This window comes from Streptomyces sp. NPDC017202 (assembly GCF_044331705.1).
Lineage (GTDB): Bacteria > Actinomycetota > Actinomycetes > Streptomycetales > Streptomycetaceae > Streptomyces.
The window spans coordinates 89,330-110,466 of record NZ_JBIRNP010000024.1; the positions used below are offsets into that span (position 1 = coordinate 89,330).

At 74.5% G+C, this 21,137-nt stretch carries 21 protein-coding genes; 8 read left to right on the plus strand and 13 right to left on the minus strand.

What is annotated here, in order from left to right:
- Positions 1-48 precede the first annotated feature (48 nt).
- From ACH4N1_RS30865 to ACH4N1_RS30885, 5 genes are all read right to left on the minus strand, one after another.
- Positions 49-1,212, minus strand: coding sequence for a serine hydrolase domain-containing protein (locus ACH4N1_RS30865; RefSeq protein WP_398102676.1), 1,164 nt, complete (start codon positions 1,210-1,212; stop codon positions 49-51).
- Positions 1,213-1,315: 103 nt separating this feature from the next.
- Positions 1,316-2,284 (minus strand): acetylxylan esterase, encoded by a 969-nt coding sequence (locus ACH4N1_RS30870; RefSeq protein WP_398102678.1) that lies wholly within the window; start codon positions 2,282-2,284, stop codon positions 1,316-1,318.
- Positions 2,285-2,394: 110 nt separating this feature from the next.
- Positions 2,395-2,979 carry a hypothetical protein gene (locus ACH4N1_RS30875; RefSeq protein WP_398102681.1) on the minus strand — a complete coding sequence of 195 codons (585 nt, stop codon included), beginning with the start codon at positions 2,977-2,979 and terminating at the stop codon, positions 2,395-2,397.
- Positions 2,980-3,182: 203 nt separating this feature from the next.
- Positions 3,183-3,938: a ferredoxin reductase gene (locus tag ACH4N1_RS30880; protein WP_398102684.1), complete on the minus strand. Its 756-nt coding sequence runs from the start codon at positions 3,936-3,938 to the stop codon at positions 3,183-3,185.
- Positions 3,931-4,536, minus strand: coding sequence for a sulfite oxidase-like oxidoreductase (locus ACH4N1_RS30885; protein ID WP_398102687.1), 606 nt, complete (start codon positions 4,534-4,536; stop codon positions 3,931-3,933). The genes ACH4N1_RS30880 and ACH4N1_RS30885 overlap by 8 nt, the downstream gene beginning before the upstream one ends.
- Positions 4,537-4,753: 217 nt before the next feature.
- Here ACH4N1_RS30885 and ACH4N1_RS30890 point away from each other — a divergent pair, with 217 nt between their 5' ends.
- Together ACH4N1_RS30890 and ACH4N1_RS30895 are read left to right on the plus strand one after the other, a co-directional pair.
- Positions 4,754-5,293: a hypothetical protein gene (locus ACH4N1_RS30890; protein WP_398102690.1), complete on the plus strand. Its 540-nt coding sequence runs from the start codon at positions 4,754-4,756 to the stop codon at positions 5,291-5,293.
- Complete coding sequence (locus ACH4N1_RS30895) at positions 5,290-6,003, plus strand: GNAT family N-acetyltransferase (protein ID WP_398102693.1); 714 nt, start codon at positions 5,290-5,292, stop codon at positions 6,001-6,003. Before ACH4N1_RS30890 ends, ACH4N1_RS30895 begins: the two co-directional genes overlap by 4 nt.
- Positions 6,004-6,046: 43 nt before the next feature.
- Here ACH4N1_RS30895 and ACH4N1_RS30900 read toward each other — a convergent pair whose 3' ends face one another.
- Entirely contained in the window at positions 6,047-6,463 is a 417-nt protein-coding gene (locus tag ACH4N1_RS30900; protein ID WP_398102739.1) for a MarR family winged helix-turn-helix transcriptional regulator, read from the minus strand.
- Between the two features lie 305 nt (positions 6,464-6,768).
- Between ACH4N1_RS30900 and ACH4N1_RS30905 the strand changes: the two genes are divergently transcribed.
- Positions 6,769-7,602 carry a putative protein N(5)-glutamine methyltransferase gene (locus ACH4N1_RS30905; protein ID WP_398102696.1) on the plus strand — a complete coding sequence of 278 codons (834 nt, stop codon included), beginning with the start codon at positions 6,769-6,771 and terminating at the stop codon, positions 7,600-7,602.
- 18 nt (positions 7,603-7,620) lie between these two features.
- On the opposite strand, the gene ACH4N1_RS30910 is transcribed toward ACH4N1_RS30905, so the two are convergent.
- Together ACH4N1_RS30910 and ACH4N1_RS30915 are read right to left on the minus strand one after the other, a co-directional pair.
- Positions 7,621-8,313 carry a hypothetical protein gene (locus ACH4N1_RS30910; RefSeq protein ID WP_398102699.1) on the minus strand — a complete coding sequence of 231 codons (693 nt, stop codon included), beginning with the start codon at positions 8,311-8,313 and terminating at the stop codon, positions 7,621-7,623.
- A gap of 101 nt (positions 8,314-8,414) precedes the next feature.
- Entirely contained in the window at positions 8,415-10,478 is a 2,064-nt protein-coding gene (locus ACH4N1_RS30915) for a SpoIIE family protein phosphatase (protein ID WP_398102702.1), read from the minus strand.
- Positions 10,479-10,723: 245 nt separating this feature from the next.
- Between ACH4N1_RS30915 and ACH4N1_RS30920 the strand changes: the two genes are divergently transcribed.
- From ACH4N1_RS30920 to ACH4N1_RS30935, 4 genes are all read left to right on the plus strand, one after another.
- Positions 10,724-11,605 carry a hypothetical protein gene (locus tag ACH4N1_RS30920; protein WP_398102705.1) on the plus strand — a complete coding sequence of 294 codons (882 nt, stop codon included), beginning with the start codon at positions 10,724-10,726 and terminating at the stop codon, positions 11,603-11,605.
- A 172-nt stretch (positions 11,606-11,777) separates the two neighbouring features.
- Positions 11,778-12,146, plus strand: coding sequence for a hypothetical protein (locus ACH4N1_RS30925; RefSeq protein ID WP_398102708.1), 369 nt, complete (start codon positions 11,778-11,780; stop codon positions 12,144-12,146).
- Between the two features lie 133 nt (positions 12,147-12,279).
- Positions 12,280-14,295 carry an FAD-dependent oxidoreductase gene (locus ACH4N1_RS30930; RefSeq protein ID WP_398102711.1) on the plus strand — a complete coding sequence of 672 codons (2,016 nt, stop codon included), beginning with the start codon at positions 12,280-12,282 and terminating at the stop codon, positions 14,293-14,295.
- Positions 14,296-14,326: 31 nt separating this feature from the next.
- Positions 14,327-14,875: a PadR family transcriptional regulator gene (locus tag ACH4N1_RS30935; protein WP_398102714.1), complete on the plus strand. Its 549-nt coding sequence runs from the start codon at positions 14,327-14,329 to the stop codon at positions 14,873-14,875.
- Positions 14,876-15,003: 128 nt separating this feature from the next.
- Here ACH4N1_RS30935 and ACH4N1_RS30940 read toward each other — a convergent pair whose 3' ends face one another.
- Both ACH4N1_RS30940 and ACH4N1_RS30945 read right to left on the minus strand, forming a co-directional pair.
- Positions 15,004-15,543, minus strand: coding sequence for a hypothetical protein (locus tag ACH4N1_RS30940; RefSeq protein WP_398102717.1), 540 nt, complete (start codon positions 15,541-15,543; stop codon positions 15,004-15,006).
- A gap of 194 nt (positions 15,544-15,737) precedes the next feature.
- Positions 15,738-16,700, minus strand: coding sequence for a fibronectin type III domain-containing protein (locus ACH4N1_RS30945; protein ID WP_398102720.1), 963 nt, complete (start codon positions 16,698-16,700; stop codon positions 15,738-15,740).
- Between the two features lie 408 nt (positions 16,701-17,108).
- On the opposite strand from ACH4N1_RS30945, the gene ACH4N1_RS30950 reads away from it, so the two are divergent.
- Positions 17,109-17,864 carry a glycoside hydrolase family 75 protein gene (locus ACH4N1_RS30950; protein ID WP_398102723.1) on the plus strand — a complete coding sequence of 252 codons (756 nt, stop codon included), beginning with the start codon at positions 17,109-17,111 and terminating at the stop codon, positions 17,862-17,864.
- Between the two features lie 534 nt (positions 17,865-18,398).
- On the opposite strand, the gene ACH4N1_RS30955 is transcribed toward ACH4N1_RS30950, so the two are convergent.
- Genes ACH4N1_RS30955 through dhaK form a run of 3 tightly spaced genes read right to left on the minus strand, consistent with a single transcriptional unit; the run spans position 18,399 to position 20,457 of the window.
- Positions 18,399-18,809, minus strand: a complete 411-nt coding sequence (locus ACH4N1_RS30955) for a PTS-dependent dihydroxyacetone kinase phosphotransferase subunit DhaM (protein ID WP_398102726.1) — start codon at positions 18,807-18,809, stop codon at positions 18,399-18,401.
- Between the two features lie 8 nt (positions 18,810-18,817).
- Positions 18,818-19,417 (minus strand): dihydroxyacetone kinase subunit DhaL, encoded by a 600-nt coding sequence (gene dhaL, locus ACH4N1_RS30960; RefSeq protein WP_398102729.1) that lies wholly within the window; start codon positions 19,415-19,417, stop codon positions 18,818-18,820.
- A gap of 47 nt (positions 19,418-19,464) precedes the next feature.
- Entirely contained in the window at positions 19,465-20,457 is a 993-nt protein-coding gene (gene dhaK / locus ACH4N1_RS30965; RefSeq protein WP_398102731.1) for a dihydroxyacetone kinase subunit DhaK, read from the minus strand.
- Between the last annotated feature and the right edge of the window lie 680 nt (positions 20,458-21,137).

Here is a 21,137-nt window from a genome sequence, read left to right on the forward strand (position 1 = left end):
GAAGGGCGGGCGGCCCGAACGGCCGAAACCGGACCGCCCGCCGCCCCCTCACAGCGCGCTGTACACGGCCTCCACCAGCGCCGTCTTCCGCGGATCATCCACGATGTGGGGCCCCATGCGGTTCATCACGTAGCCCAGCGACAGCCCGGCCTCCGGGTCGGCGAGACCGCACGAGCCGCCGAAGCCGTCGTGTCCGAAAGCCCGCGGGTTGGGTCCGTAGGAGCCGTTCGGGCCGCTCAGCCACAGGCCGAGCCCGATCTCCGTGTCCCGGGCGAGGCCGGCGCCCAGCACCAGGTCCCGGCAGCTGCCCTGGCCCTCGCGCACCCGTTCGGCCGCCTCGGGGGACAGGACGCGCCGGCCGCCGGGGGAGCCGCCCGCCAGCACGCCGTACAGGGCGGCGACCGCCCGCGCGGTGCCGTGGCCGTTCGCGGCCGGGATCTCCGCGGCCCGCCAGGCGGGGGTGTTCGCCTCTTCGGCGCCCGCCGGGGGATTGGCCAGCGCGGCGACGGCCGTGGGCGTCAACCGGCTGAAGAGGGCGGCCTGTTCGCCGCTCGACGCGGCGGGCGGGTGCACCAGCTCCGCCGCCCGCCCGGCCTCCCCCTCCGGCAGTCCGATGGTGAAGTCGATCCCCAGCGGCCCCGTCACCTCACGCTCCAGGAAGGCGCCCGGCAGCAGCCCCGTGACGCGCCGCACGACCTCGCCGACCAGGAAGCCGTAGGTGAGCGTGTGGTAGCCGGACCGGGTGCCCGGTTCCCACCAGGGCTCCGTCGCCGCGAGACGGGCGGTGGTCAGCTCCCAGTCGTAGAGCTGCTCCAGCGTGTGCGGCTCGCGCAGCCCCGGCAGTCCGGCGCGGTGCGACAGCAGGTGCCGGACGAGGACGCCCTCCTTGCCCGCCGCGGCGAACTCCGGCCAGTACGCGGCGACCGGGGCGTCGAGGTCGATCAGCCCCCGGTCGGCCAGGAGGTGCGCGCACAGCGCGGTCGGTCCCTTCGACGTCGACCACACGTTGACCAGCGTGTCCCGCTCCCACGCGCGCGTGCGCGCCCGGTCGGCCCAGCCGCCCCACAGGTCGGCCACGGTCTCGCCGCCGACCGTGACGGTCACGGCGGCACCCAGTTCACCCCGCTTCCGGAAGTTCTCCTCGAACGCGGTGCGCACCGCCGCGAAACGCTCGTCGCAGTGGCCGTGCACCTCGGGCACGTGCTCGGTCATGGGCCCTCCCTGATCCGCCGGGATCCCGGACCGCAGCCCCGCGGCCCGGAACCCCCTGAACATACCGACTGGTCGGACGGGAAGGAAGGCGGCGGTCAGGGCCTCACGCGTACGACCGCAGCCAGCGAACCTTGGCGGCCTCGTGGTACGGGCCCCCGCCCTCGTGGTCGTTGAAGTCGTACACCTCGATCGTCCGGTCCTCGTGCGCCCACGCGTTGAAGGCCGCGAACACCGTCGACGGCGGGCACGTCTGGTCCTCCAGGGCCACCGAGAACAGGGCCGGTGCCGAGCCGCGGGACGCGAAGTGCACGCCGTCGAAGTAGGACAGGGTACGCAGCGCGTCCTGCGTGCGGCCGCGGTGCGTCTTGAGGAACAGCCCCACCTCCCGGTACGGGTGACGGTCCGTCAGCGTCGTCGCGCGCGGGAAGTCGCACAGGAACGGCACGTCCGGCGCGACCGCCACCAGGTCCGGCACCAGACCGCCCACGGCGATCGTGATGCCGCCGCCCTGGCTCGCGCCGAGCGCCACGGTCCGCGTCGCGTCCGTCAGCGGGTGCGAACGGGCCGCCTCGACGGCACGCACCGCGTCGGTGAACACCCGGCGGTAGTAGTAGTTCTCGGGAGCGTCGATGCCCCGGGTCATGAAACCGGGGAACGCCGGCCCGGCGCCCACCGGATCGGCGGTACCGCCGCCGCCACCCCAGGCGCTGCCCTGCCCGCGGGTGTCCATGATGAAGTGCGCACGCCCCGTCGACGCCCACAGCAGGTGCTCGTGGGGCAGGCCGCGGCCCCCGCCGTAGCCGACGAACTCCACGACCAGCGGCACCGGTTCCTCCGTCGCCGCGGGCAGGGTCAGCCAGCCCTTGACCGGCTGGCCGCCGTACCCGGCGAACGTCACGTCGAACACCCGCACCGTCGCCAGCCCCGTGTCGACCGGCTCGAAGCGGGCGTCCAGGTCGTGCTCGCGGGCCTCCTGGAGGGTCCTGGACCAGAACGTGTCGAAGTCCTCCGGCTCGGCGGATCCGCTGCGGTACTCGTGGAGTTCCTCCAGGGACAGGTCGAACAGGGCCATGAGCAACCGCCTTGTGATGAGTGGCCGTACGGATGATCACACCGTACGTGGGTGGTGGTAGCGCTTACTAGCCCCCGGGACCAGGCACGATGCCGTCCCGGCCGCCGCCCTCAGGCGCTGCGCCGGCTCCACTCGGGCCCCGTGCGCGCCCACTCCCGGTCCCACTCCGCCAGCCGGTGCCGCAGTGCCACCCAGCGCACGACCGCGTGCCCGAGGAGCACCGCGGCGGCCGAGCCGCCCGCCGTGGCGACCCCCAGCGTCAGCGTGTGCTGCCACACCGTCGTGTCGTCGGGCGGCGGCGGGACGCTCCGGCCCCGGGCGTCGAACCACAGGTCGACCCGGTCTCCCCGGTGGGTCCCGGCGGGCACGAGCGCGATGGTCGTCCGCGGGCCCGTGCCGGGCTCCGTCCAGCGCACCGCGATCCGCAGGCGCTGCTCCCGGACGCCCTCCGCCGTCGGCAGCGTGTCCGGCGGCCGGCCCACGACCTCGGCCCGCACCCGGTGCCGCTCGGCCCGCTGCTCGGCCGCCACCGCCCGCGCGTCCTCGTGGGCCCACCGGCCGGCGAGCGCCCCGGCGAGGGGCGCGCCGATCAGGACGAGCACCGCGACCACCAGCGCCGTCCACGCCTCCACGACGTCCGAACGGCGCCGCAGGGGGTTGTGCCGCCGGTGCCCGTCGAGCATCCTGCTGCGCATGCCGACCTCCTCGCCGTCACGCGGACGAGTGCCCACGGGGGATGGACACCCCTACAGGAGGAATCGTTTCACCTTCGCGGCGGGCCGGAGATGTCGAAGCCGGCGGCGCCCCGGCCGGAGGCGCCGGACACCGGCCCGGGACCGGGAGAGGAGGGGGCCGGCGCCGCCCGCCCCCTCCTCGGGGAGCCGGTCACCGGGGACCGTCAGCCGAAGCGCTCGATCCGGATCCGGTCCACCGGCTGCCCCGCCGCCACCAGCAGCCGTGAAGCGTGCTCGGCGAACCCGTTGGACCCGCAGACGTACGCCTCCCAGCCGCCCTCCGGCCGCTCCGCGAACAGCGGCGCCAGACGGTCGGCCGTGAGCCGGCCCACGGGCGTGCCCGCCGGTGCGCTCCGCGTGAACACGGGCGTCGTCTCCGCGCCGTACTCGCGCGCGTAGATCAGTTCCTCGGGGCCGCGCGCGGACACCAGCAGCCGCAGCGGCACCGTCAGACGGCGGGCCCGGTGATGGCGCACCATCGACATCAGCGGCACGACCCCGGAGCCGGCGCCGACCAGCAGCGCGGGCCGGTCGCCGGGCCAGGCGAAGAAGCCGCTCAGCGGACCCCGGACCTCGATCGCGTCGCCGGGCGCCGCCACGGTGTGGAACCAGCCGGACACCTCGCCGCCGTCGACGTGGTCCAGGGTCAGCTCGATGTGCCCGGTGTCGTCGGGCGCCGAGGCGATCGAGTAGTGCCGCTGGGCGAGATAACCGTCCCGGGCCCGGAGCCGCACCATCAGGTGCTGCCCCGGCAGGTGCCCCTCCCAGTCGGGCACCGCGAGGCGGAAGGTGGCCGCGTACGGCGTCTCGCGGCGGATCTCCGTGATCGTGGCCGTCTGCCACACCGAGGCGGCCCGCTCGCTGACGGCGATGCGGTCGGGCACCGCGAACCGGGTCGGCGGAGTGAAGGTCTCAGTCACCGGAGTACCTCTGCTCCTCCCAGGGGTTGCCCCGCGCGTGATAGCCGTTCCGCTCCCAGAAACCCGGCTCGTCGTGGTCCAGGAGGCGCAGCCCGGCGATCCACTTGGCGCTCTTCCAGAAGTACAGGTGCGGCACCAGCAGCCGCGCCGGGCCGCCGTGCTCGGGGGAGAGCGGCTGCCCGCCGTACTCGAAGGCGATCCACGCCCGGCCGCCGGTGAGGTCGGCGAGGGGCAGATTCGCGGTGTACCCGGTGTGCGAGTACGCGACGGCGTGGGTCGCGGACGCCCGCGGCCGGACCGCGTCCAGGAAGGCGTCCAGCGACACGCCCCCGAACCGCACCCCGAACTTCGACCAGCCGGTGACGCAGTGGATGTCGCCCTCGTAGGCGGAGGCGGGCAGCGCGTGCGCCTGCTCCCAGTCCCAGGTGCGGGGCGCGTCCACCAGCCCGTCGATGCGCAGGCTCCAGTCGGCGGGCGCGATGCCGGGCGTGACCTCGGCGGACAGGACGGGCCACTCGTCGCGCGCGTCGTACTGGCCCGGGGGCAGGCCGGGGTTGTCGACGCGCGGGCGTCCGGTGAAGCCTCGGGTGACGTTCATGGGGTTCCAGCGTGAGGACGGCGGTTGCTTACGCATTCAACCGTAAGGGCAAGTCAGCCGTGCTCCGACCCCGTCCGGCCGTCGATCGTCAACGGCGTGTGAACACCGCGGCGCCCGGGGAATAGCCGTCCCGCGTTTCCCCTTGCACGAGTCGTTCCGTGCCGGATCGCGGTCCAGGGGTCCGGCGGTCCGGCGGCAGCGAAGGAGAGTGGGAACCATGCCGAAGGCGTACGCCTTCACGCGCCACGGCGGCGCGGAGACCGAGGCGCCTCTCGACGGGGACCGGCCCGGTCCTGGCCCCGGCCGGGCACCCGCCGCGGCGCCCACGGGCGCGGTCCCCGTCGTCCGGGAGCGGTGCCCGGGCCACCGGCGTCCCGCCGGCGGCGCCGAGCGCGCCGTCCCCGCCGTCCCCGTCGTTCCCGCCGTCCCGGGGGACGAGGCCACCGCGGGGACCGACCGGACGGAGCGGATCACCGTGGGCGCCCCGCCCGAGGACGCGGAGCGGCTCGGCGGCACCCGCGTGGCCCGCGAAACGGCGGTCCTGCGCGTGTTCACCGGCCTCACCGGCCTCACCGGCCTCACCGGCCTCACCGGCCTCACCGGCCTCACCGGCCTCACCGGCCTCACCGGCCGAGGCGCGCCGGACCCGCGTGCCCGCCGGGCCGGCCCGCCGGAGCGGGCGTGCCGGGCCCCGCGCGAGGTCGAGGACGGTCACGCCGGCCGCGCGGCCGTGAGCGTGATCGGCGCGGCCGTATGAGCCGGAGCGCGTCCCGGCACGTCCTGGACAACCCCGCCCTCGCCTCCCTCACCGGCCCGCACTCCCGGTTCGCCGAGCGCCACGGCCGGGTCCTGCGCTATCCCGTCGACGTGTCGCCCTGGTTTGCCCTGCCCGACGACCCGGACGCCGACGACTGGGCGGACCTGGCGGCGCTGGCCGGCCCCGGCGGGGAGGTCCCGCTGCTCGGCTTCCACGGGGACGTGCCGGCCGGCTGGGAGACCACCCAGCGCATCGAGGGCGTGCAGTTCGTCGACGACGGGCTGGCCGCCGCGCCGGACGCCCAGGCGGTCCGTCTCGGTCCCGCCGACGTCCCCGAGATGCTCGACCTCGTGGCCCGCACCCGGCCCGGCCCCTTCGAGCGCCGCACCGTCGAACTCGGCACCTATCTCGGCATCTACCGCGAGGGCACGCTCGTCGCCATGGCGGGCGAGCGCCTGCACCCGCCGGGCTGGACCGAGATCAGCGCCGTCTGCACCGACCCCGCCGTCCGGGGGCAGCGCCTCGCCACCCGGCTGATCCTGGCCGTCGCCCACGGCATCCGCGAACGCGGCGAGACCCCGTTCCTCCACACCGGCGCCGCCAACACCGGTGCCGTCCGCCTCTACGAGTCCCTCGGGTTCCGCCTGCGCCGCAGGACGGCGTTCCTGGCGGCACGGGCCCCCGAACGGGATGCGGCGCCGGCGGCGTAGTCGAGCCGGGGAGCGGAGCCGGGGGAGCGGGGCCGGTGCGGAGTCAGCCTTCGCCCGGCGCCCCGCCGCCGCCCCCGGACCGACCCCACGCGTTGTACCGCGCCAGGTACTCCGCGAACCGCTCCAGATCGTCCTCCGGCCACCCGGCGAGCCGTTCACGGAAGGCCGCGCGGCGGCTCTCGGTGACCTGGGCGAGGATGGCGCGGCCCGCGTCGGTGAGGTGCAGGACGTGCACGCGATGGTCCGCGGGGTCACGGCGCCGTTCGATCAGCCCGGCCCGTTCCAGCGCGGAGACCTGGCGGCTGACGGTGGACTTGTCCAGGGCGTAGTGCGCGGCCAGGTCGGTGGCCCGGCGGCCGCCGCTGTCCTCCAGGTGACCGAGCAGCGTGTACGACACCAGGGACAGCTCGGGATGCAGCCGGCCGGCCGAGGCGCGGGCCCGCCGGGCGAAGGCCGTCATCTCGCGCTGGATGGTCTCCACCGCCTCGTCTGCGTCCACCCGGTCTCCCTCACCCTTCCCTCGGCCACCTCGTTGCACCGTACAACTTGACGCGGGGGTGCGCAGGCGCGGGCCGATCGGCGGTTCCCCGGGCGGCAGTTCGGATAAGGTGGCCGACGGCCGCGGACGCCTCCGGCCACGAGCGACCGAGGAGGTGGGACCCATCACCGCAGTGTCAGGTCGGGTGCTCTCCCCCCGGAACGGCGTGGACCGCCGCCGGGCGACCGCGAGAGCGCCCTTCGGCTTCCGAAAGGCTCTCGGCTTCCATGCCCCCTCTTTCCTCCTCCGCTCCCTCGTCGCCCTCTGCCGGCTCTCCCGTCCCCTCGTCGTACCCGTCCCGTGACGCCGTCGTCGTGGCGCTGCGCGCCGCCGGCTGCGTGTTCGCCGAGGACGAGGCGGAGCTGATCCTCGCCACCGCCCGCACCCCCCGCGAACTCGCCGCCATGGTGGAGCGCCGCGTGGCCGGTCTGCCCCTCGAACTCGTCGTCGGCTGGGCCGAGTTCCTCGGCCGGCGCGTCGTCGTCGAACCGGGTGTCTTCGTGCCCCGCCGCCGCACCGAGTTCCTCGTCGGCCAGGCTCTGGCCGGGGCCCCGCACGCGTCCGTCGTCGTGGACCTGTGCTGCGGCTCGGGGGCGGTCGGCGCCGCCCTCGCCTCGGCGCTCGGCGGGGTCGAGCTGCACGCCGCCGACATCGACCCGGCCGCCGTGCGGTGCGCCCGCCGCAACGTCGCCGCCCTCGGCGGGCACGTCCACGCCGGTGACCTGTTCGACGCGCTCCCCGCCGGACTGCGCGGCCGCGTCGACATCCTGGCGGCGAACGTGCCGTACGTCCCCACCGGGGACGTCCCCCTGCTGCCGGCGGAGGCCCGTGACCACGAGCCCCTCACCGCCCTCGACGGCGGCGCCGACGGACTCGACGTGCTGCGCCGGGTCGCCGGTGAGGCGGCCGACTGGCTCGCGCCCGGGGGCTGCGTCCTCGTCGAGACGAGCGAACGCCAGGCGGCGGACGCCGTCGAGGCGTTCCGGCGGGGCGGTCTCACGGCACGTCCGGCCGTCGACGAGGAGCTGTACGCCCACGTGGTGATCGGGACCAGGGAGTAAGGGAGGGCGGGGGCGGGGTCAGGTCGCGGCGCCGCTGCCCTCGGGTCCGGGGGAGCGGTCGTCGCGGTCCCGGGGCCCGTGCCCCGGCGGGCCGGAGTGCTGCTCCCGGTGGTCCCGGTGGTCCATGTCGTCGAACGTGCCGGACAGGACCCGGTCGGCCGTCCGTTCCGCGTCGTCCCCGTCACCGGTACGGGAGCCGGTGACGTACACCGTGTCGCCCTTTCTCAGGGTGCCCGTGCCCGTGCTCGTCCCGGAGCCGCCGCCGGCGCGGACGCGGGTGTCGTCGTTCACCGTCCACGTCCAGGAGGTGCCGTCCTCGCTCCTGACGGTGATCCGGTTGCCGTCCGTCCTCCCGACGGTGCCGCGCTGCCACACGCGGACGACCCACTCGCCGGAGTCGCCGTCCTTGACGGTCGCCTCGCCGTGCACCGCCTCCCCGCCGAGGCCGGACCACGGTCCGCCGTGCCCGTGCCGGAACCCGTCGGGCGACCGGGACGCCGACGGGGTCCCGCCCGGTGCGCCGTCCGACGCGCCACCGGACGTCGCCGCGTACGCGACGGTGCCGCCCAGGGCCAGGACCGCGACGGCCGTCGCCGCGGCCACCGTCCGGCCCCGGCCGGACAGCCGTCGCCGACGGACCCGTGGCGAGGCGCTTTTCCGTTCCCCGCCGGGTCCCGGGAACACCTCGGCCTCTTCCGGATCGACCGTCACGGTCCACTCTCCTCGGTCCGACCGACCACCCCTCCCTGTGATTGTCGGAGGCGCGCGGTAAGGAAGGGGTAACAAAAACCTGTGAATCGGGGCGTACGGCGTCACCGTGCCCGTGCGCGCGCCACGAGCAGGGCCACGTCGTCGTGGTTGTCGGGGTGGTGCAGCTCCCGCAGCAGCAGGTCGCACAACTCCTCCAGCGGGCGGGCCGGGTCGTCGAGGAGCGTCAGCAGCAGTTCCAGGCGCTCGTCGAGGGAGTGCGTGCGCGTCTCCACCAGCCCGTCGGTGTACAGCACGAGCTGGTCGCCGGGGCCGAAGTCGACGTCGGTCGACGAGAAGGCCACCCCGCCCACCCCGAGCGGTGCGCCGGTGGGCAGGTCGAGCAGCTCCGGCGGGTGTCCCTCCCGTACGCGGGCGGGCGGCAGGTGCCCGGCGTTGGCGATCCGGCACCGTCCGAGGCGCGGGTCGTGGACGACGTACAGGCAGGTCGCTATGAAGTGGTCCAGGCCCGAGGTGATCCGGTCGAGGTGCTCGAGGAGCACCGCCGGATCGAGATCGAGGGCGGCGAGCGTGGTGGTGGCGGTGCGCAGCCTGCCCATCGTGGCGGCGGCGTCGATGCCACTGCCCATGACGTCACCGACGACCAGGGCGGTCTTGCCGTCCGCCAGGGGGATGACGTCGAACCAGTCGCCGCCCACCTCGGTGGTCGCGCCGGCCGGCTGGTAGCGCGAGGCCACCTCCAGGCCACCGGTCACCGGCGGATGGCTCGGCAGCAGGCTGCGCTGGAGGGTGAGCGCGGTGCCACGGGCGTTCTGGTACCAGCGGGCGTTGTCGATCTGCACGGCCGCACGGGCGGCCAGTTCCCGGGCGAGCAGCACGTCGTCGCGGCCGAACGGCAGCGGATTGCGGGTCCGCTTCAGGTCGAGGGCGCCCAGCACCTCGCCGCGCGCGATGAGCGGCACCGCGAGATAGGAGTGGACGCCCGCCCGCGCCAGGAGTCCGGCGGCCTCCGGGGAGCGGGCGATGCGCACCAGGTCCTCGTCCTCGACCTGCGCCACCATGACCGGCCGGCCGGTGCGCACGCACTCGGTGACCAGCCGCTCGGGTGCGTAACGGGCGGTCCCGCCGGGCGGATCGGCCGCGCTCAGGGCGTCCGGCGCGTCGGCGGCGCGGACGGCCAGGGCGCGGATCACGGCGGGCTCCGAAGGCCCCAGGCTGGTGCGCCGGCCCGCCACGACCGCGTCGAGCAGGTCCACGGCGGCGACGTCGGCCAGCTCCGGCACGGCCACGTCGGCCAGCTCCTCGGCGGTGCGTTCCAGGTCCAGCGTGGTGCCGATGCGGGCCGAGGCGTCGGCGATCAGGGCGAGGCGGCGGCGCGCGGCCTCGGTCTCGATGCCGGCGCGGTAGCGGTCGGTGACGTCGACGACGGAGAGGGCGACGCCCAGCACGGTGTCGCGGGCGTCCTCCAGCCGGTACAGCGACACGGACAGGGCGTGGTCCTGGCCGGGGGCCGCGGGGGTGCGCCCGATCGTCGGCCTGTCGACGATCGGCACCCCCGTCCGCAGCACCTCGCGGGCCGCCGACTCCAGGGCGTCGGCGTCCAGCAGCGGGAGCACGTCGCGGACGGTCCGGCCGAGGTGCTCCCCGGCGGGGACGCCGTCGATGCGCTCCAGCGCCGGGTTGACCGACACGTACCGCAGCCGGGTGTCGAGCACGGCGAGGCCGATGGGGGACTGGGCGACCATGCGCGTCGACAGGGCCACGTCCCGCTCCAGGCGGCGCACCGTGGAGTGGTCGGCGGCCAGACCGAGGGCGTAGACGTCCCCGTGGACGTCGACGAGCCGCATGTTGCGGAACTCCACGAGGCGCGTGCTGCCGTCCTTGCGCCGGACGGGGAAGGCGCCCTCCCAGCTGCGGCCGGTCGCCATGACGTCGGTGAACAGCTTCACGACCAGTTCGACGTGCTCCTCGTGGACCATCACGTGGGCCGCGTAGCGTCCCAGCGCCTCCGCGGCCGGGTAGCCGAACAGCTCCTCGGCCTGCGGGCTCCACAGCACGATGCGGCCCTCGGCGTCCAGCACGACCGAGGCCACGTTGAGCACGTCCAGCAGGCCGCTGGGCCCCGTCGGGCCACCGGCCCCGGCCGCGGCCGATCCGGCTGTACTCATGCCACGCACCGCCTCCGTACGTCGACGCGGCACGTCGTCCCCCGTGCCGACTCCCCCGGTTCTGCCGCGACGAACCGTTTTCTCCCACGCCTGGGACACCGTTCCCATGCTCCTCCAGTACGGCGGCGCGCGCCGTTCTCCTCATGGTCCACGCCGGTCCATTCGATTGGTCTGTACATGACTACCAAAGTTGGCCACACTGTCCGCCGAGCGCGCACCCCACCCCCCCCCGTCAGAGGAGACCCATGCCCCTGCGCCCCGCCCGCGGACGCCGTCACACCCTGCGCACCGCCCTGATCGCCCTGGCCACGGCCACCGCCGCGGCACTCGGCGCCGCCCCGCCCGCCGCGGCCGCCGACACCTGGACCGAGGTCGGCTCCGACCGTGCCGACCCGCTGACCGAGAGCCAGGGCCTGGCCTCGGTCGAGGTCCCCGCGAACAGCGCCAACCGCTACACCGGCATCGGGACCATCCCGTTCGGGGTGAGCGTCCGCGGCTGGAACCACGTCGGCGACCCCGACACCTCCTACGACGGCCACTACATCGAGCCCTACCAGCGGGACTCCGGCACCTCGAAGATGTACCGCGTGCAGGCGCCGGGCGGCGCCTGGTCGGAGTACGTGCACGCGCTCGGTCCCGGCGAGGCCCTGAACAACTCCTGGGTGGCCGTCACGCCGGGCGGCCAGTGGATGCTCACCGGGGAGTGGGGCACCATGACCCGGCTGATCGTGCTGCCGACCCCCGGCGTCAACCCGGCCACCTCGCCCTCGGCCGACCTGCCGCAGGCCTCCACGGTCCACCTCGACCACGCGGTGCGCGACGTCCAGGGCTGCGACTTCACCGGCCCGACCACACTGCTGTGCTCCTCCGACGACCCGGCGGGCACCCTCTTCGGCATGACCAAGCCGCTGCTCCAGATCGACCTGTCGGCCGAGCCGGGTGGCTCCGGTGACGTGAACGGCCATGTCACCGCCCTGCGCCAGGTGCCGTTGCGCAGCTCCTGCTCGGGCTCCTTCGAGACCGAGGGGATCGACTACGACCGGCGCACCGGCACCCTGCGGGTGATCGTCGTCTCGCCCGGCTTCTGCGTGCTGACGGACAGCAGGACCTACCGCTTCACGCGATGACGTCCGCCCGGGGCGCGGGGCGTCGCCCGGCTCCCCGGCGCGCGGTGTGGTCGGGCCCCGGGCGGGCCGGTCAGGTGGTGCCCGCCCGGGGAAGTGGTGCTTTTCTTGGGATGTGGCGCGGTTCGCGGGGAACCCGCGACATCGCGCCACCGCCACGAGAGGAGCGATCACGATGGACCGCGAGCGATCCCATCCGGAGTCCGTCAGCCTCGAGATCAGCGACTGCAGCAAGGAGGACGCGCGGATCGTGTTCGACACGCTGTGCGCCTGCTTCGAGTCCGACCGCTGTGCCGACGACGTGCCCGAACAGGTCGACGAGACCCGTCCGATGGTGTGGCTCGGCACCTTCGAGGTCAGCGACGTGCAGGACTGCGCCCGCCCGGCCCGGCTGTCGTCGTCGGTCACGGCCGACGTCCAGGGCGGCTACTGGGCGATCGAGCGGTTCCGCACGACGCTGGACTCCATGTTCCGGGTCAAGGACCTGTCCTCCGCCTCCGGCGACCAGGAGACGGAGCTGCACCTGCTGCTCGAGAGCCGGTGACCTGCCCGACCGGCGACGCCGGAAGCGGGTGACGTGAGAAAGGCGACTCCGAGGCCATTGTGCAACTAGTTGCACAACCCGTGCGCGGTCCTCTACAACTACAGGGGCACGACACCGCGCACGGAGGGCCCCGATGAGCCGATACCCGCACCTGCTGAGCCCGCTCGACCTGGGCTTCACCACCCTGCCCAACCGCGTCCTCATGGGCTCGATGCACGTGGGCCTGGAGGAGGCCGAGAACGGCTTCGCGCGCATGGCGGAGTTCTACGCCGCCCGCGCGCGCGGCGGGGTGGGCCTGATCGTCACCGGCGGCATCGCCCCCAACGACGAGGGGCGCCCCTACGAAGGCGGTGCCAAGCTCACCACCGACGCGGAGGCCGAGCAGCACCGCACGATCACCGAGGCCGTGCACCGCGAAGGCGGTCGCATCGCCCTGCAGATCCTGCACTTCGGCCGCTACGCCTACCACGAGGACCTGGTCGCGCCGAGCGCGGTTCAGGCGCCGATCAGCCCGCACGTGCCCCGCGAACTGACGGACGCCGAGGTCGAGCGGACCATCGACGACTACGCCCGCACCGCCCGCCTCGCCCGGCAGGCCGGCTACGACGGCGTCGAGATCATGGGCTCCGAGGGCTACCTCATCAACGAGTTCATCGCCCTCCAGACCAACCACCGCACCGACCGCTGGGGCGGCTCCTACGAGAACCGGACGCGCTTCCCCCTCGAGATCGTGCGACGCGTGCGCGAGGCGGTCGGCGAGGACTTCATCGTCATCTACCGCCTCTCGATGCTCGACCTGGTCCCCGGCGGCTCCACGCTGGACGAGGTCGTCACCCTCGCCAAGGCCGTCGAGGCGGCCGGGGCCACCCTCATCAACACCGGCATCGGCTGGCACGAGGCCCGCATCCCCACCATCGCCACCTCCGTGCCCCGCGGCGCCTACACCTGGGTGACCAAGAGGCTCATGGGCGAGGTCTCGATCCCGCTCGTCACCACCAACCGCATCAACACCCCCGAACTCGCCGAGCAGTTGCTCGCCGACGGCTGCGCGGACATGGTGTCGATGGCCCGCCCGATGCTCGCCGACCCCGACTTCGTCGGCAAGGCAGCTGCGGGCACGCCGGAGGCCATCAACACCTGCATCGGCTGCAACCAGGCCTGCCTCGACCACACCTTCAGCGGCCGGATCACCTCCTGCCTGGTCAACCCGCGCGCCTGCCACGAGACCGAGCTGGTGCTCGGCCCGACCCGGCGCCGCAAGAGCGTGGCGGTCGTCGGCGCCGGGCCCGCCGGCCTCGCCTGCGCGGTCTCGGCGGCCGAACGCGGCCACGCCGTCACGCTGTTCGAGGCGGCGGCCGAGATCGGCGGCCAGCTCAACGTGGCCCGCAAGGTCCCCGGCAAGCAGGAGTTCGACGAGACGCTGCGCTACTTCCGCCACCAGCTCGACGCCCACGGCGTCGACGTACGCCTCGACACCTTCGTGAACGCCGGCGACCTGACGGACTACGACGAGGTCGTGGTCGCCACCGGCGTCAGCCCGCGCACCCCCGACATCCCCGGCGTCGACCACCCGAGCGTGGTCGGCTACCTCGACGTCCTGCGCGACGGCGCCCCCGTCGGCGACCGCGTCGCGATCCTCGGCGCGGGCGGCATCGGGTTCGACGTCGCCGAGTTCCTCACCGACGGCGGCGACAAGGCGAGCGAGGACCCGGCGACGTACTTCCGGCAGTGGGGCGTCGACATGGACTACCGGGCGCCCGGCGGCCTCGCCGCCCCCGAGCGGAGCGCCCCGCCGCGCACCGTCCACCTGCTGCAGCGCAAGACCGGCAAGGTCGGCGCGGGCCTGGGCAAGACCACCGGCTGGATCCACCGCACCGAACTCAAGCACCGCGGCGTGCGCATGGTCCCCGGCGTGCGCTACGACCGCATCGACGACGCCGGCCTGCACCTCACCGTCGGCGAGCGGAGCACCGTCCTGGAGGTCGACACCATCGTGCTGTGCACGGGCCAGGACCCGCGCCGCGACCTCTACGAGGAGCTGGTCGCCGCCGGGGTGAGCGCACACCTCATCGGCGGTGCCGACGTGGCCGCCGAGCTGGACGCCAAGCGCGCCGTCAAGCAGGGCACGGAGCTGGCGGCGGCCCTGTAGGGGCAGCCCCGCCCGTCCCTAGGATGAGCCCATGTCACTCCCGCACGCGATCCTCACCGCTCTGCTCGAGAAGCCGTCGTCGGGGCTGGACCTGACCCGCCGGTTCGACAAGTCGATCGGCTACTTCTGGTCGGCGACGCACCAGCAGATCTATCGCGAGCTGGGACGGCTGGAGGCCGAGGGCTTCATCCGCGCGCTGCCCGCCGAGCAGCCGGCCCGCGGACAGCGCAAGAGCTACGAGGTCCTGCCCGCGGGCCGCGCCGAACTCCAGCGGTGGACGGCCGCGGCGCAGGACCCCAAGCCGCACCGCGACGCGCTGCTGCTGCGGCTGCGGGCCGCCGCCGTCGTCGGCACCGCGGGCCTCGAGGCCGACCTGCGCCGCCATCTCGACCTGCACCGGCGGCAGCTGGCCGAGTACGAGGAGATCGAGAAGCGGGACTTCCCGCCCGGCGACGACAGCGCGCAGGTCAGGCTCCAGCACCTGGTGCTGCGCGCCGGCATCGAGCTGGAGACCTTCTGGACCCAGTGGCTGACCGAGGCGCTGGCAGGCCTGCCCGGCCCCGCCGAGCAGGCACCGTAGGCCGGACGACGGGGGCGGGCTCACGGCGTCGGATCCGCCCCGGTGGCCGCGGCCTCGAGCGGCCCGCGCCGTGCGGCAGGTCTCCGCCGTCCACCCGGCCCGCGCCGGTCACGGCGGCGGGGAGGCGTTCAGAGCCGGTACGGCTTCGTGCGGCGGCGCAGGAACCAGGCCGTCGCGATGACACCCGTGCCGACCAGGACGCCGCCCGCCACGAGCGTGACGGTGCCGTAGTCGCGGGTGGCGCCGCCCATGCCGCCCAGCACGCCGCGGGTCGGCGAGGCCGTCGCGGAGATCGTCGGCGTGGTGGCGGGGGACACGATCACGGACTGGGTGCCGGCGGTGCTGCCGCTGGAGCACATCACGACGACCGTGTGCGTGCCCTGGGAGACGTTGGACCAGGCCGCGGACTGGCTGACGCTGGTGCCCGACAGGGCCACCTGGCGGCCCTGGGCGAAGTTCGCCTGGTTGCTGTCGAGCAGTGCCGCCGTGCCCCAGCTGCCGTTGATCTGGGCGCACGCGCTGGTCACCACGGACACCGTGGAACCGGAGGTGCTGACGGAGATGCCCGAGGTCCGCGCGGCGGCGGGCTGGGCGGTCACGGCGAGGGGCAGCGCGGCGGCGGCGGCCATGGTCAGTCCGCAGCGGGCGAGGAAGGGGGAAGTGCGCATCGGGTGTCCTCCGGCGGCACGGTTGGCGACCTTGCGCCGCCGAGGGTCGGGTACGCCCGTGCTGCCATCAGGGGCAGCCAACGTCCGCCCGGCCCGGCCCGCACCCCGGCCGCCGCCGGGCAGGTGACGGATTCCACCGGACGGCGCAGAACGGCAGCCCGCCCGCTTGCGCTCCCGCGGCCGGACCGCCGGGGTCAGCGTGCGCCCGTGCTCCCGGTGGTCACCGCCCGCTCCGCGGAGAACGCCCCCCACGTGCCGTCCGGCAGCCGTGCCCGCAGCCGCACCCGGTGCCCGGCACCGGCCTCGCGCCCCGCGTAGAAGCTGTGGGCGGCCCTGCCCCGCGGCGGTGCCCCGCCCCAGACCAGCGAGGTGGCCGGCTGCCCGTCGAGCTGGATCTGGTATTCCGTGACCGTCCCGTCCAGCCGCGGCGGCACCCAGGACAGGTCGATGTAGTACGCCCCGTCGGCACGGTGGGTCGTCGCCCGGAAGTCCGCCGGAGCGGTGTCCTCTCCTCCGTCGCCGCCCGGCGCGGTGCTCAGGCGCACGGCCGCGCCGGCGGGGGAGAGGTTGCCGGCCGCGTCCCGTGCCCGGACGGTGAAGGAGTACCGGGTGCCCGGCCGCAGCCCCGTCACCACGGTCGCCGTCTGGTTCCCGCCGACACTGTGGATCTTCGTCCCGCCCTGGAGGACGTCGTACGACACCACCCCGCGGTCGTCCGTGGCCGCCGTCCAGGACAGCTGGACGGCCCGGCTGCCCGCCGCCCGGCCCGTGGCGCGGCCCGGCCGGGTCGGCGCCGAGCGGTCCGCCGGGACCGCCGCCGGAGTCGTCGCCCGTGCCTCCCGGCTGGGCGGCCCGAGCCGGCCCCCGGCGTCGCGGGCCCGGACGGTGAAGACGTAGGCCGTGGACGGCGTGAGGCGGGTGACGTCGAGCATGCGCCCGGAACCGGGCACGTCCGCGACCTTCGAGGCGCCCCGGTACACCTCGTAACCGCTCGCCGCCGGGAGCGCGTTCCACATCACGTGCACGCTGGTCGCGCTGCCCGCCTCGGCGGTGACCCCCGTCGGCGCCCCCGGTGCCCGCCCCTCGTCACCGCCGCCCGGCGCGGCGCAGCCGCAGCACAGGGCGAGGATCCCTCCGCACAGCACGACGCGTCGCACGGCTTCGCCTCCCGGCCCGGCACGGCGGCAATGGTCCGTACCAATATGGCGCGTCGGCGTGAGCACATCAAGAGGGAGGTGTGGTCCGGGGTTGGCGAGCGGTCCGGGGAGTTACGTATGCTGAGCCTCCTCACGGCTGAACCCCGCCTGCAGGCAAGGCGGTTCACGCCGGCGGCGCGGGCCGCTGTCGTCGCTGATCCCGCGCCGGCGGGGCTGCCGGGCGGCCGGTGCCGGGAAGGCGCCGGCCGCTGCCCCCCCGTCGTACCGTCGGAAGATCCGCGGTGCGCGCATATCGTCGGAACGTCAACACCACTGCTCCGTACGGCCCTGGGGGACTGGACCCCGGACGGGACCGGCCCCAGATTGGGCCGGGTGTCCGTCCCTGTCCCCGACGAGAGGGCTCTTCACATGCGTGTCCAGTCGCTGACCCTGGCCGTGGCCGGCCTCGCTCTGCTGGCCCCGGTCCCCCCACCCGCCGCCGCGGTCCGGTCCCTCGACGTGCCCCGGAGACCGGCGGTGCGGCAGGAGGAGGGTTCCGTGAGCGCCTCGGCGCTGCTGGCCCGGGTGAGCACCTGCACCCCGGTCTCCCGCGGCCGCTACCGCACGGATGCCGGCGCGCCCGCCACGGTCCCGGTCTGCGGGACCGACGGCGCGGTCTTCTGGACGGCCGACCTGGACATCGACTGCGACGGACGGCCCGGCCCGCGCTGCAACGGCGGCACCGACCCGCTGTTCTCGCCCGCCACCGCCTTCCAGCAGTCCGACGGCCGCCACCTGAGCGCGGAGGACCTGCCGTTCATCGTCGTGCCGGGCGTGAGCGACCTCTGGAACCACCGCGACCACGGAGTGCGCGGCGGGAGCGTCGCGGCCGTCATCCACGGCGACCGGGTCCGTTACGCCGTCGTGGGCGACGTGGGGCCGCCCGAGGTCATCGGCGAGGCCTCGTACGCCGCCGCCGAGGCGCTGGGCATCCGCCCCGACCCACGCGGCGGCGGCGTGGCCTCCGGCGTCACCTACATCGTCTTCGAGGACTCCCGGGCGAGCCCGATCGAGAGCCGCGCGGCGGCCGTCGAAGCGGGGGAGCGGCTGGCCCGGACGTTCGTGGCACGGACGGCCGCCGACGCCCGCCGAGGTGCGGGTGCCGAGGCCTCCGGCGGCGAGTGACGGCACGGCTCCGGCCCTGGTGGGTACGGCCCTGCCCTGCCCACCAGGCCCTGCCCGTCAGGCCCTGTCCTGCCCACCAGGCCCTGCCCTGCCCACCAGGCCCTGCCCGTCAGGCCCTGCCCGCCAGGGCGGGACCCGTCGGCACGGTCCGGCCCGCCCGCGACGGGGCCCCGTCCGGACGGCCCTCGCCCGCCCGGATGGTTCGTGCCCGCCCGGACCGGGCCGCCCGCCCCGACGGAGTCGCCCGCGCGCTCGCCGACCGTGCCGGGCCGCCGCCCGGTGACCTGCGGTGCACGATCCGGGCGGCGATGCTCAACGTGGCCCTGCGCGCGGCCGTCGAGCAGTACGCCTGGCGCGGCGCCGACCTGCGCGCGGACCCGGCGGCCGCGGGGACCGAACCGGCGGCGGCCGTCCGTCCGGTCTTCGCCTTCGCCTTCGCCGAGGAGGAGCTGAGCCGGGGCGACCGCGGGCGCCCGTGCGCGGGCTGCCGGGGCGGCGCCGGACCTCGTGCCGACGCGCCGCCCCGGGCGTCCGTCAGACCTTGCGGTAGGTGTAAGCCTCCGAGGCGGCCGCCTCGACCGCGTCCAGGCCGGCTCCCGTGGAGGCCGTGACGACGGCGGCCACCGCACCCTCCACGAACGGCGCGTCCACCAGGCGCGTGCCGTCGGGGAGTTCGTCGCCCTCGGCGAGCAGCGTCTTCACGGTCAGTACGGCACTCCCGAGGTCGGTGAGGACGGCGACCCCGGCACCGCGGTCGACCGAGGCGGCGGCGGCGGCGATCAGCTCCGCGCTCGTGCCCAGTCCACCCGCCTCCGTGCCGCCCGCCGGGGCGACGGGCACGGCGGTGCCGCCGCCCGCGAGCCCCTGGGCCAGCTCGGCTACCGAGGCCGCCACCTGCGCGCTGTGCGACACGAGCACGATGCCCACCAGCTTGTCGTCGGTCATGGCCGCGCTCACTCCCCGTTCGCTTCCGCGAGACCCGCGACCAGCAGCGCCGACGAGGTGGCGCCCGGGTCCTGGTGTCCGATGCTGCGCTCGCCCAGGTAGCTCGCCCGGCCCTTGCGGGCCTGGAGCGGGATGGTGTCGAGGGCGCCCTGTTCGGCCGCGGCCCGTGCCGCCCCGAAGCCGTCGCCCAGGGCGTCCACGGCGGGCACCAGCGCGTCGATCATCGTCGCGTCGCCCGGCGCCGCCCCGCCCAGCCGCATGACCGCCTCGACCCCCGCGCGGAACGCCTGCGCGAACTCCTCCTCGCTCACCTCGCTCGCGTCCCCGAGCGCCTTGCCGGTGCCGCGCAGCAGCGTGCCGTACAGCGGTCCGGACGCCCCGCCGACCGTCGAGATGAGCCGGCGCCCGGCGAGGACGAGGACGGCTCCGGGGACCGCGGGGGGCTCCTTCTCCAGGGCGGCGATGACGGCGGTGAACCCCCGCTGGAGGTTGCTGCCGTGGTCGGCGTCGCCGATCGGCGAGTCGAGGGCGGTGAGCCGTTCCGCCTCGCGGTCGACGGACGCGGCGGTCGCCGTCATCCAGCGGCGGAAGAAGTCGACGTCGAGCACGGGATCTCCTTGCGTGGTCGGTACGTTGATCGCTTGCGTCCGCCTGATCACATGCCCCAGCGCAGCCCCGGCGTCTGTACGGGCGCGTCCCACAGCCGCAGCATCTCCTCGTCGACCTGGCACAGGGTCACCGAGGCGCCGGCCATGTCGAGGGACGTCACGTAGTTGCCGACGAGCGTACGGGCGACGGCGACCCCGCGCTCGCCGAGCACCCGCTGGACCTCGGCGTTGAAGCCGTACAGCTCCAGCAGGGGCGTCGCCCCCATGCCGTTGACCAGCACCAGGACCGGGTTGCGCGGCGACATGTCCTCCAGCAGCGCGTGCACCGCGATGTCGGCGATCTCGCCGGACGTCATCATGGCCCGCCGCTCCCGGCCCGGTTCGCCGTGGATGCCGATGCCCAGCTCCAGCTCACCCTCGGGCAGGTCGAAGGTCGGGCTGCCCTTGGCCGGGGTCGTGACGGCGCTGAGCGCGACGCCGAAGCTGCGCGCGTTCTCGTTGACCTGCCGGGCGACCGCCTCGACCCGCTCCAGGGACATGCCCTCCTCGGCGGCCGCGCCCGCGATCTTCTCCACGAACAGCGTCGCGCCGGTGCCGCGCCGCCCGGCCGTGTAGAGGCTGTCGGTCACCGCGACGTCGTCGTTGACCAGGACCTTCGCGACCTGGATGCCCTCGTCCTCGGCGAGTTCGGCGGCCATGTCGAAGTTGAGCACGTCGCCCGTGTAGTTCTTCACGATGAACAGCACGCCCGCCCCGCTGTCCACGGCCGCGGCGGCGCGCACCATCTGGTCGGGCACGGGCGAGGTGAACACCTCACCGGGACAGGCCGCCGACAGCATCCCCGGCCCGACGAACCCCCCGTGCAGCGGCTCGTGCCCGGACCCGCCCCCGGACACCAGCCCCACCTTCCCCGCCACCGGTGCGTCCCGCCGCACGATCACCCGGTTCTCCACGTCCACGGTCAGTTCGGGATGCGCGGCGGCCATCCCCCGCAGCGCGTCGGCGACCACGGTCTCCGGGACGTTGATCAGCATCTTCATGGGTGTCTCCTAATGAGCTTAGCAGGTGGCCTTTGACCTGTGTTTTCGCTGGTCAGAGTGGTTCGGTTACTGCTCGATCTTGGCGGTCCGTAGCGGTCGGGAGCGGGTAGTGGCGGTACTGATGCTGACTTAATGCTGACTTTGATGACGCCACGTCAGATTCTGCAACGGATCGACGGCGTGCCGACCGGGGTCCTACAGAGGCAGTATCGACCTTGCGGCTGCGAAGGTCACGTGGGCGGCAGTCGGAGAGCACGACTGGCGCTCGACAGCAGGATCAGAGGACCCGCAGCTTCGACATCGGCTCGGCAGCAGACGCGTCCGGGTAGTCTCCACGTCCCGGAGGACTGGGCCGGCGCCTCTGACAGTCTTCTGTGGGAGGGGTTTGCTCGGTCGGTCCGCGGCGGGCACGGTGAGTTGTTACCGGCGGCGACTGATGGCGCCCTGTCGATGTTGCTGAACTGGTCCTGGCGTCCTCTCTCAAGAGGGGACTGAATGAAAACAGCTAACCTGCTTGGTAACGTCCCTGCTCAGCAAGTGTCGACCCCGCGCCCGCGGGGATGCTCCGTGCTGGTTAAGCACGGCGCTAGGCGGTGTCTTCAAATGTCACGCCCACATCAGGAGCGATGCGAGGGTGACGGCTGCTTGGTAGGACTCGGCGGTCTTGTCGTAGCGGGTGG

Coding starts and splice junctions, on each gene's coding strand:
- dhaK (WP_398102731.1), bottom strand. CDS start 20,457: ATGAAGATGCTGATCAACGTCCCGGAGACCGTGGTCGCCGACGCGCTG.
- ACH4N1_RS30875 (WP_398102681.1), bottom strand. CDS start 2,979: ATGCGCAGCAGGATGCTCGACGGGCACCGGCGGCACAACCCCCTGCGG.
- ACH4N1_RS30940 (WP_398102717.1), bottom strand. CDS start 15,543: ATGCGCACTTCCCCCTTCCTCGCCCGCTGCGGACTGACCATGGCCGCC.
- ACH4N1_RS30870 (WP_398102678.1), bottom strand. CDS start 2,284: ATGGCCCTGTTCGACCTGTCCCTGGAGGAACTCCACGAGTACCGCAGC.
- ACH4N1_RS30895 (WP_398102693.1), top strand. CDS start 5,290: ATGAGCCGGAGCGCGTCCCGGCACGTCCTGGACAACCCCGCCCTCGCC.
- ACH4N1_RS30915 (WP_398102702.1), bottom strand. CDS start 10,478: ATGAGTACAGCCGGATCGGCCGCGGCCGGGGCCGGTGGCCCGACGGGG.
- ACH4N1_RS30905 (WP_398102696.1), top strand. CDS start 6,769: ATGCCCCCTCTTTCCTCCTCCGCTCCCTCGTCGCCCTCTGCCGGCTCT.
- ACH4N1_RS30955 (WP_398102726.1), bottom strand. CDS start 18,809: ATGACCGACGACAAGCTGGTGGGCATCGTGCTCGTGTCGCACAGCGCG.
- ACH4N1_RS30865 (WP_398102676.1), bottom strand. CDS start 1,212: ATGACCGAGCACGTGCCCGAGGTGCACGGCCACTGCGACGAGCGTTTC.
- ACH4N1_RS30925 (WP_398102708.1), top strand. CDS start 11,778: ATGGACCGCGAGCGATCCCATCCGGAGTCCGTCAGCCTCGAGATCAGC.
- ACH4N1_RS30950 (WP_398102723.1), top strand. CDS start 17,109: ATGCGTGTCCAGTCGCTGACCCTGGCCGTGGCCGGCCTCGCTCTGCTG.
- ACH4N1_RS30920 (WP_398102705.1), top strand. CDS start 10,724: ATGCCCCTGCGCCCCGCCCGCGGACGCCGTCACACCCTGCGCACCGCC.
- ACH4N1_RS30930 (WP_398102711.1), top strand. CDS start 12,280: ATGAGCCGATACCCGCACCTGCTGAGCCCGCTCGACCTGGGCTTCACC.
- ACH4N1_RS30885 (WP_398102687.1), bottom strand. CDS start 4,536: ATGAACGTCACCCGAGGCTTCACCGGACGCCCGCGCGTCGACAACCCC.
- ACH4N1_RS30935 (WP_398102714.1), top strand. CDS start 14,327: ATGTCACTCCCGCACGCGATCCTCACCGCTCTGCTCGAGAAGCCGTCG.
- ACH4N1_RS30900 (WP_398102739.1), bottom strand. CDS start 6,463: ATGACGGCCTTCGCCCGGCGGGCCCGCGCCTCGGCCGGCCGGCTGCAT.
- ACH4N1_RS30890 (WP_398102690.1), top strand. CDS start 4,754: ATGCCGAAGGCGTACGCCTTCACGCGCCACGGCGGCGCGGAGACCGAG.